This is a genomic window from Microvirga sp. HBU67558 (assembly GCF_018069605.1).
GTDB classification, from domain to species: Bacteria; Pseudomonadota; Alphaproteobacteria; order Rhizobiales; family Beijerinckiaceae; genus Microvirga; species Microvirga terrae.
Map to the genome: position 1 here is coordinate 1 of NZ_JAGPUP010000412.1, position 9,099 is coordinate 9,099.

At 58.9% G+C, this 9,099-nt stretch carries 11 protein-coding genes; 9 read left to right on the forward strand and 2 right to left on the reverse strand.

Annotated features, from left to right (window positions below):
• Positions 1 to 656: ImuA family protein (locus tag KBI52_RS03515; protein ID WP_210805342.1), on the reverse strand; the 656-nt coding region annotated here is incomplete at its 3' end.
• 201 nt (positions 657 to 857) lie between these two features.
• Here KBI52_RS03515 and KBI52_RS03520 point away from each other — a divergent pair.
• The 3 genes from KBI52_RS03520 (at position 858) to KBI52_RS03530 (ending at position 2,981) form a co-directional block, all read left to right on the forward strand.
• Positions 858 to 1,313, forward strand: a complete 456-nt coding sequence (locus tag KBI52_RS03520; protein ID WP_210805344.1) for an antitoxin Xre/MbcA/ParS toxin-binding domain-containing protein — start codon at positions 858 to 860, stop codon at positions 1,311 to 1,313.
• On the forward strand, positions 1,310 to 1,816 hold the full coding sequence (locus tag KBI52_RS03525; protein ID WP_210805346.1) for an RES family NAD+ phosphorylase: 507 nt from the start codon (positions 1,310 to 1,312) through the stop codon (positions 1,814 to 1,816). The genes KBI52_RS03520 and KBI52_RS03525 overlap by 4 nt, the downstream gene beginning before the upstream one ends.
• 79 nt (positions 1,817 to 1,895) lie before the next feature.
• Entirely contained in the window at positions 1,896 to 2,981 is a 1,086-nt protein-coding gene (locus KBI52_RS03530; RefSeq protein WP_210805348.1) for an HAD family hydrolase, read from the forward strand.
• A 41-nt stretch (positions 2,982 to 3,022) separates the two neighbouring features.
• Here KBI52_RS03530 and KBI52_RS03535 read toward each other — a convergent pair whose 3' ends face one another.
• Positions 3,023 to 3,748 carry a metallophosphoesterase gene (locus KBI52_RS03535; protein ID WP_210805351.1) on the reverse strand — a complete coding sequence of 242 codons (726 nt, stop codon included), beginning with the start codon at positions 3,746 to 3,748 and terminating at the stop codon, positions 3,023 to 3,025.
• A 671-nt stretch (positions 3,749 to 4,419) separates the two neighbouring features.
• Here KBI52_RS03535 and KBI52_RS03540 point away from each other — a divergent pair.
• From KBI52_RS03540 to KBI52_RS03565, 6 genes are all read left to right on the forward strand, one after another.
• The gene (locus tag KBI52_RS03540) at positions 4,420 to 4,917 is read left to right on the forward strand and encodes a hypothetical protein (protein ID WP_210805353.1); all 498 of its coding nucleotides are present in this window, start codon (positions 4,420 to 4,422) and stop codon (positions 4,915 to 4,917) included.
• 738 nt (positions 4,918 to 5,655) lie between these two features.
• Positions 5,656 to 5,841 carry a hypothetical protein gene (locus tag KBI52_RS03545; protein WP_210805355.1) on the forward strand — a complete coding sequence of 62 codons (186 nt, stop codon included), beginning with the start codon at positions 5,656 to 5,658 and terminating at the stop codon, positions 5,839 to 5,841.
• 107 nt (positions 5,842 to 5,948) lie between these two features.
• Positions 5,949 to 6,794 carry an AAA family ATPase gene (locus KBI52_RS03550; protein ID WP_210805357.1) on the forward strand — a complete coding sequence of 282 codons (846 nt, stop codon included), beginning with the start codon at positions 5,949 to 5,951 and terminating at the stop codon, positions 6,792 to 6,794.
• A 139-nt stretch (positions 6,795 to 6,933) separates the two neighbouring features.
• Positions 6,934 to 7,368 carry a MucR family transcriptional regulator gene (locus KBI52_RS33900; protein WP_210805359.1) on the forward strand — a complete coding sequence of 145 codons (435 nt, stop codon included), beginning with the start codon at positions 6,934 to 6,936 and terminating at the stop codon, positions 7,366 to 7,368.
• 1,174 nt (positions 7,369 to 8,542) lie between these two features.
• Positions 8,543 to 8,857, forward strand: a complete 315-nt coding sequence (gene groES, locus KBI52_RS03560; protein ID WP_210805361.1) for a co-chaperone GroES — start codon at positions 8,543 to 8,545, stop codon at positions 8,855 to 8,857.
• 45 nt (positions 8,858 to 8,902) lie between these two features.
• On the forward strand, positions 8,903 to 9,099 hold a 197-nt coding region (locus tag KBI52_RS03565; protein ID WP_305797872.1), incomplete at its 3' end, for a TCP-1/cpn60 chaperonin family protein.

Consider the following 9,099-nt stretch of genomic DNA (forward strand, 5'->3'; position numbering starts at 1 on the left):
AAAATCCAGGAACGGGGTTCCGCACCCCGGCAGCGCACGAGTTCAACCTGCCAGCGGCCGCGTTTAAGGCCGCCAGCAGGAACAACCTCTGACGGGACCGGCGACACGCGCCATCGCGTCGAGGCAGCGGTGGGAAGCTTGGTCAAGTCCTTTTGGGCAACCGTCCACCAGCGTCGGATGATCAGGGCGGGAACGCCTGAACCCTCCGCGGCCACCTGCAGGCGACGCGAGGCGGTAAGGCCGAGCTGGGAGACTTCACCGACGACGGCACCGAGGCCTTTCTGATGAAGGCCCTCTTCAATGAGGGGCAGGACGTCGGCATCACGGCAAGTCTCGGCGTAGATGACACGATCCGGATGCAGGCCAACCTGCATGAGGCCCGGCGCAAACAGATCGCGCCGGGTCAGGCACCAGAGCACCGGTCCCTTGAGGCGAGCAGCAATCCCGGCTGCGAAGAACGCGGCGGTTCCGGCAAATTCCGAGGCGGGCCCTTCCTCGATCACCTCGTGCAGAGATCCGAGGGTAAGCCCTCTCCCGGGCAGGTGCCGGTCCAGCGCCGGGACGCCAAAGGGCAGGGACTTGCGTGAGCCATGAGCTCCGCCGAGCCTCTCGACTTGGCGACGTAAGTCGTCGATGACTTCGCGCCGGGTGGCCATCGGTCAAGCTCACCTCCCTCCTGCGACAAAATGGAACAAAACAGGAACACAAACCAACGGGGAGAGTCAACGCGAGGTTCAAGCGCGGGACTGTGGATAGCGGGGAGGAGGGTGTTGCCCTTACGATCTTGTTCGGTCCCCTTGAACTCCTGGCGACAGATGTCATATTGACAGCGACAACTGTCATTGGAGAATTGGTTTATGGCTGAGGTAGCGGAAGTTGCCCGCGTGGCGAGCTTTCTGGGAGGCCCTGCCACCCTGAAGAAGCCCGTCAACAACCAGATCGACGCCCACAAGCTGATCCTGGAGGGAATCCCTGCATCGGCCTTGCTGGTGCTGGCTGGGCATCTTCGTGACCTGCAGAAGACCGGGGCCTTTGAAAAGGCGCTGGGGATGAGCCTGCGAACGTTTCAACGTCGGAAGGACGACCCAACCAGGCTGCTGAGCACCGAGCAGAGCAGCCGCGCCTGGAAGTTTGCGGAGATCCTCGCCAAAGCCACAGAGGTTTTTGGCTCGCAGGAAGAAGCCGAACGGTGGCTGGAGCGCCCGGCCATGGGGCTCGATGGTCATCGGCCGGTCGATCTGCTGGCGACCTCGGCAGGAACCGAACTCGTGGAGACCTTCCTGGAGCAGCTCGAATATGGGGTCTATGTGTGATCCCTCTCCCCGGTGCACTGGGTGGGACAGAGCTTGTTGCCTGGCGCCTCGATCAACAGAAGCATGCCGCGACTTGGGACAGTGGCGAAGGATCATTCAGGACGGGCGGCCGATGGAACCGAAAGGGCGTTCATCGGGCAGTCTATTGCTCGATAGATCCTTCGACCGCCATCCTTGAGGTGGCGGTTCACAAGACATTCCATGTGCTCGACACGGTCCCGCACATTCTCACAGCGTTGATAATCACCGATCCAGCGGATGTTCACGTTGTGGACGTTGCCAACATTCCCAATCCGAACTGGCTTCATTCCGGTATTCCGGGGGCAGGGCAGCAGCAGTTTGGCGATGACCTGTTGGCCCAGCACAAATTCATTCTCATTCCGAGTGCTGTCTCGAAGCACAGCTGGAACCTGATTTTCGAAAGCACCACGGCGCAGGGTGCCTATCAACTGAGATCGCAAGAGCGGTTTGCGCTCGATACGAGACTGAACCCTCCATCGTAGTGATCTTGAATTTGAGAGACGGCTCGAAGACTGATAGGGTCTGCGCTCCGTCGAAACTGCGATAAGCCAGGAGGCCCGCGTGATCCAAGCCATCTGCTTTGACGCCTTCGGGACACTGGTGGAGATCACTGACAAGCGCCGGCCGTTTCGTGCCCTGCTACGGGGAGGCATTAAGACTATTACAGCCGAGGAGGTTCTGACGAGGCCTCTCAACCTTCGGGAGGTTGCGGCAAGTGTCAGCCATGAACTCGGGGAGGGCGGCCTGACAGAGCTGGAAAGGGATCTGCAGGCCGAATGCGTATCTGTACGGCTACGACCTGGCATCGCAGCAATCTGGCAATCCCTGCGGGAACGAGGTCTGCGGATTGGCGTCTGTTCCAATTTGGCGCTTCCGTATGGCCCACCGCTTCTCTCCGCCCTGCCGGATACCCCGGATGCCGTGATCCTCTCCTACGAAGTTGGGCTGGTGAAACCGGATCCCGCAATCTTCAACCTAGTCTGCGACCGGCTGCGGCTGCAGCCGGCGGAGATCCTGTTTGTCGGCGACACGCCCTCAGCTGACGTCGAAGGGCCACAGGCGATTGGCATGCTGGCGATGCTCATCTCAGAACTCGAAGCATACGCCAAGCGGGAAGCCCAAAAGATTGGGGACCTGTCCGAGGATCTCTTTGCCGCCATCCAGAACGCGAAACACGGCTCCAGCCCTATGAATACGCTGCGCAATGCCGGAAAGGTCCACGTCATCCATGGCTCAGGCCTCGGCCCGTTGATCTCGCTAGAGAAGGGTAAAGCGCGCCTGGATGAGATTACGGTTGATGATGACTCGACAGACTGGGCGGCATCCGAGCTCCTTGAAACTGACGACATGGCAGCAACGCTCGGCATCCCAGTCGCAACACTCGAGGGCTGGAGGGCTGCAGCCACAGCCATCGCCTTCCGGAACGAAGCCAACGAGTTCATCTACCCGGCGCGCCAGTTTGATCGGTCCCGGCCGATTGAAGGGTTGGATCGGGTTGTCGGATATTTTCCTTCTCAAGAGGAGGCGTGGGAGTGGCTGGTCACGCCCAATCTGTACACCAGCAACACCGCACCGATCGACCGGCTGCGGTCAAAACACATTGAAGAGGTCGTCCGCGCGGCCGAAGGAGCCCTCGACTTCCAATGAGAAGCTCAAGCGCCTCCTCGCGACGACGGGAGAACGACCACCTACACGTCAATCTCGACAATCTTGATCCCAACCCGCCGTCGGACCCGGGCCATCGGATAGCCCAGAGGATTGCAGACCACGCGTATCGGATGGTTCCCAGCCGAGACGAGATAGTCGAATTGGGTGTGTACGTGACCGTGAAGCCAAAGCCGGGTCTTGGGAAAGCGTTGCGGATCGAGGTTGTTCACGAAGAAGGCATTCAAGGCATCGCCATGGAAGTCCTCATGAACTGAGCCCGAGAAGGGGGTATGGTGCGTGACGATGACGTCCGCCACCGCCTGCTCCAGGAACGCGACCTGGGCAAAGTGCAGGTTGTTCCACTTGTCGACGGTCGCGTCCTGGATCTTCACAAAATCCGGGAAGCGAGCGGCCTCATGTCGGCCGATGTCATCCAGATAGGTCCAGAGCGTGGCAACCGCGAACCGGATCCCACCCATCGTGATCAGCTCGCCTCGATCATTCGGGAAGGAAGCCCCATAGTAATCGTGGTTTCCATTGACGTGGATGACAGGCAGGCCAAGCTCATCCTCGATCTTTGTAAGCACTTGGCGCCGGATCTCAGGATCGGGATGCGTGTCGCCGGCGATCACCATAACGTCAGCGTCGATCTCACGGGGAAGCGAGAAGCTGCCATAGACCTGGAACATGCCCGATGGGATACCGAGCGGGGACGGATCCTTGCGCTCCTCAAGATGAAGATCGGAAATCAACGCGATCTTAGCCAAAGGTATGTCCTGAACTGAGGTGGTGTTCCCATATCATGAGAGACCGCTCGGTGCCGCAATCCCTCGGGGGCAACCACAGACTTCTTGTCAAAAGGTTAGTTATCCGCCGTTTGTCCTCCGATCCTTCCGATCTGGACGACTTGGAACTAGATTCATCCGCGCCGGCCCTATGGACCAGCGGGAGTGACAATACAGGCCTCTATGTCATCTACCCCGCCTATGTCGGAACATCGAGCGCCTGCATCGCACCTCTTGCATCGGTAACCGTCAGGTCATCCGAGACATTCTTGGCTAGCGTGGCGTTGATCGCCAGCAGGTCCCGTTGGGAAACGCGCAACCTTTCCGAGATGCTTACCTGTTACTAACCCGGGGTGGCACTCCGACGGTGTGCCGCAATTTCGACAAGTCGATGAGACGCCCTGTGGTGGAGATCGCCATATCATCCGCGGTCCGATCGTACATAAAGGATTCTCTAACGAAGTATTTGGCAGCGACAGGAAGTGCTTGGCCAAAGGTGGACGAGAATGTTTGTTTTGAGGGACAAAAAGAAAAAATCCCTGAAGTGAACCGTCTGACCTGAGCACACCAGCCCAGGATCGGATCCTCTCATCCTTGGGTTGCATTGCCACGGTCTGACGGCTCGCGGCCCATCACTGACCTGCCATACCTTTATGAATGAACAACGACTTGATCTGAGCGCCCGCCTAGAGGCGCATGCTATCCTGGACCGCCTCTTAGCCAAAGGGCCAACCTTTCCCACAGGAGATGCCCGTCGGCTGATTGACCTCGTTCCCGTGGCACCCAGCTCCCGCATCTCGTTCACAGGTATCTTTCGAAGTCGCGAACCTGGCACGAAAGGGCATGCCGCCAACATCGGCGATGTCAACTTGGAAGGGGAGGCGAAGCAAACAATGTTGACTCTCAACGTACCTGCCTCGCACCGAATCGGCGGCTATGTGGTGACGCATACTCCCGGGCACCTGGAAATCGAGCTGATGTGGGCGGAGACCCGAGCCGACCAAACGGGGCAGAGCTGCGCTCTGATCTATGACGTTAGAACCAAAGAGCCAGAGGAGATGCGCATCGCTGTGCAGAAATCACTGAGCATGCTGTTCATTACCTTTCATTTCGTCTCGTTCATTCCATGGAAGACACCCGAGAGTGTCTGAGCGCCGTGAGGACAGGAGATCTTGAGCAGAGAGCTGAACCAGTTCTGCAGTGATCAAGTGAACCGATTAATCCTTATATGAAAAGCTGCATCTGCAGCTCAGAGGCGATGCCTTTCGCCATCTTCGCTACTGATGCGCAGGACGACAGGTTTGGTGCTCGCTTGGTTATGAGCATATTCCCGGTCCTCGCTCAGTCTGCTGTCGCCTGCTCCATGCAGATATTCTCTGGTGGTTTCGACTCTGATCCCAACACGAGACCCTGCGCATTCAGGCAGAACCTGCGGCGGCTCGGATCGCAGTCAGTGGTGTTTCCGAATGCAATCCCACGCTTTTCTGGAACCGCCGCCTCCTTGTAAAGGCCGGAACAAAAGCTTGGCGGGGCTCGGTATGCTGACAGTCAACAGTATCGCGAGAACAAGAGTCCCGCTCCCTAATGGGCGGTTCGAGGGCCTCTGCCTCATACGGCAAGGCTCACTTCAAGCTTAAACGTATGAGGAATCAACAGCGTCGATGATTACATGGGCTCTGAAGGCAGCTCCATCCGCAATCTCGCCGTCGCTCACCCCGACCAGACTGCGGTGGAAGAGCTACCACGCTGCGCACACTGCACCGGAGGCGCGATTCTGCATGTTCGTCCGGATGCCAAAGAAACACAGAAAACTGGAAGGATCCTCATCAAGGAAAGGAGCAGCAAAATCCCGGGGAAGACAAAGAGGACCTAGCCTGAGGAGGGTCAGATTGCAGATCAAGAACTCAGACGAGAACCAACAACAACATAATTGTGATGGCGAAAGGCGACACACCTCAAATCCCGAAAAGAACAACGGCACCCCGGACAATCATCAACAATCATTCTCCTCGAAATATTTCGACCCGACGCCGATGACATCGGTGTTCTTCATTCAGTCTGGACTACATTCATGACGACAACTCTTCCCAGAGGTATGCCGGTGACGCCGGCGCCCTCCGCCGCCACGATCGCAGACGCCCTCAGGGGCGCCGTGATCGGGTATGACGCAACGCTTATCGCCTTGGCGGCCGAGCTGCGCGAGCGGCTCACGCTCACTCAGCCCGCCCGACCCACCGCTGTCTTCCTCCTTGCCGGTCCTGAGATTGCTCACGAGAAAGATGCAATCGCTCATGCACTTTCCGACGTCCTTGGTTACGACTGGGGCCTTTACAACCTCGCCGATCCCGATTTGAGCGCTGCACGGCTATTTAGGTCTGGGCCATTGGGTCCATTGCCGGGCTCGCTGCAACACCAGCTCATGAGAGCACCGCATTCCGTCATCGTCCTCGACCGGATCGAACAGGCTAAGCCCGAGGTGATCGAGCGCTTGGTCGCCTGCTGGCGTAGAGGCGTCATTCTCGATCCTTCTGGGATCCAGATCCCGACCGATGCGGCGATCTTCCTGCTGACGACTGCTGTCGCGCAGGATCGGCTCGGCCAGATCGGCCGGGACGACCTGTCGGCCGATCAACGGCATCTGGCCTGCCTCAAGATTATGTCGGACGAGGGTATACCGGCGCATCTCCTACGACGTATCTATGCCGTCTTCTGCCTCGAGGGCATGAGCATGCATGACCTTGCCCGCGCGTGCCGGCATCGCCTGGAACAGCAGGTAGCCGCGCATGGGTTGATCCTGGCGGGGGATGGTCTCGCCTCCGAGGTACTGGCTTGCGCCATGACATCGGCACTCGGTGTCTCGGCCCTGGCATTCAAGCACCGCCGCGTCGCTCTCGACCATCACCTCGCACAATGTCGCGAGACGGGCGTCACGCACATCCGGCTGGTGATGGCCGGTGACGAAATCGGTGTTGAGCCGATCGAGACAGTGGTTACAGCCGGGAACCGCAGGACTGACCAGCACTACTAGCAAGCGTCCCGGCCCATTCACCACATAGCGGGCTCGCGGAGAGCACCAGGTCGTTCCGCGCTCACGACCCTCAGCGGGGCTGAGCGATCGGCCGCGACCGCATCGGCGAGCCCTCCTTCAAACATTCAAAGCAATTATCATGACCACACGACCCTTTCTTACCTTTGAGGACATCGTCCGCCTTAGCGTCCGGTTCGCCCTGATCCTGTCGCACCCGAATAGCCCCACTGCTCCTGATCAGGTCCGACGCCGCCTGGGTCACCTATTGGATGAGATCGCGCCAGTCCCGGCGCGCTTCCCCAACGGTGCGCCCTCAGGCCCTGCTGTTCCGGGCGCGGTGTTGCCGGATGCTATCATCTCGCTCGAGGACGGCCAGCCCTATAAGGACCTCTACGATCATCTAAGCAAACTCGGCCTCGACCCAAAAGCCTACCGCCAGAAGTGGGGGCTGCCGCCTAAGTATCCGATGATGGCGCCGAATGAGGTCGAGCGTCGGCGCCGATTGCGCGAGTGCTGTGGACCCTCACCCTGCCGCAGGAGGAGGCGCCGGAGATCGCCTCGCCATTGCCCATGATCCCGCTACTACCCTGACAAGCTGTCCTGGGTCTCGCACTGGTGCGCCGGAAAGCCTTAGCCAATGCCGCAGGGCAGCGGCTGTGCCTGCATCAACTGAGCCCGAAAGGTATCAAGGTAAGTTCCGAGGGCCAGCGCATCGGTCAACTGCGCAATCAGATCCATGTCACCAGTTTACGGTATGGCGGCACCTACGAAGACTAAGGCTCAGGACCTATTACTGATCCGGCTTGGGTGCTCCTGAAATCTGCGATCCAGTTCAGCGAGATGGATCATGTGGACATGCGTAAGCTTCTAGCAGCAGAGCAAGAGGAGCGTCGCCGGCGAGTCGTCTGCCTGCGCGAGAGCGGCCTGATTTATGAGGCCATCGCGGCCTAGGTGGGCCCTCAGGCGCTGCCAACCAGATGGCTCTTATAAGAAGTGGCAGGTTACAATCGATACTGCCCACGCAGCTGCCACACTTTTAGTTCCTTGGGGAAATTCAGCATCTCATGGGCGACGAGTCACTCGGCCTAAGGCCGAGCAGCTAATCAACTAATGTGAGGCGGTGATCTCCGCACTGAGTTGTGGCGCATGTAAGACACCGGTTTGGCACGCGAGGGTCGCCAACCAGCATCTGCGGTGCTCCTGCGATGGTGTTCGGTGGTTACACTTGTGTCGCTAAAGTAGGGGGTGGTGTAAAGCGCTCTTGATCCGCAGTAGCCCGTCAGGAGCGATAGGGTCAACTCTCAGGATCGGGTGCCCTCCGGATGAGTGACGTTGCGAGAAAAGTAGCCGAACATATCCACCGTCCTGCAGAGGCAGGAAAAATATCCCGTCGGATTCACCCTTCAGAAAACAGCGGAGGCCAATATAGAAGCTCTCCTCGTAGCCTCTCACGGCGCGACGGACGGCGGGATGAATGACAAGGGTAATGCTCTTGCTCTCACAGACCTCTTCGACGCTTTCGAAACTCAACACGGCTGAACCTCGCTGCTGAGGCGGATTGAGCGCCTCAGAGGTTCAACGCCGCTTACACGGTTACGGTTCGCCCAAGATCAGCTTCTCCAAAAGGATGAGCTTGCGCCCTGCTTGCGACATGATTATCTCCCGTTAGCACTCTCACGGGTGGAGTGCTAACCCTGCTACTCAACCCAATTGAGTGCACGCTATCGCTGACACCAGGAGGAAACAAAATGACATTCCGTCCGCTGCACGACCGCGTTGTCGTCCGCCGCATCAAAGCCGAAGAGAAGACGGCCGGCGGCATCATCATCCCGGACACCGCCAAGGAGAAGCCGCAAGAGGGCGAGATCGTCGCCGTCGGCCCCGGCGCCCGTGACGAGAGCGGCAAGGTTGCTGCCCTCGACGTGAAGGCCGGTGACCGCGTCCTGTTCGGCAAGTGGTCCGGCACAGAGGTGCGGATCGACGGTCAGGATCTCCTGATCATGAACGAATCCGACATCATGGGCGTGATCGAGCAGTCTGCTGAAGCGCAGAAGGCCGCCTAAAACAGCTCGGACCCGACCAGATACGAAAACACAGGAGGTTAGCTCATGGCTGCCAAAGACGTAAAATTCTCTTCTGACGCTCGCGATCGCATGCTGCGTGGCGTCGACATTCTCGCCAATGCGGTGAAGGTTACCCTCGGTCCCAAGGGCCGCAACGTGGTGCTGGAAAAGAGCTTTGGGGCTCCGCGCATCACCAAGGACGGCGTCACCGTCGCCAAGGAGATCGAGCTCTCCGACAAGTT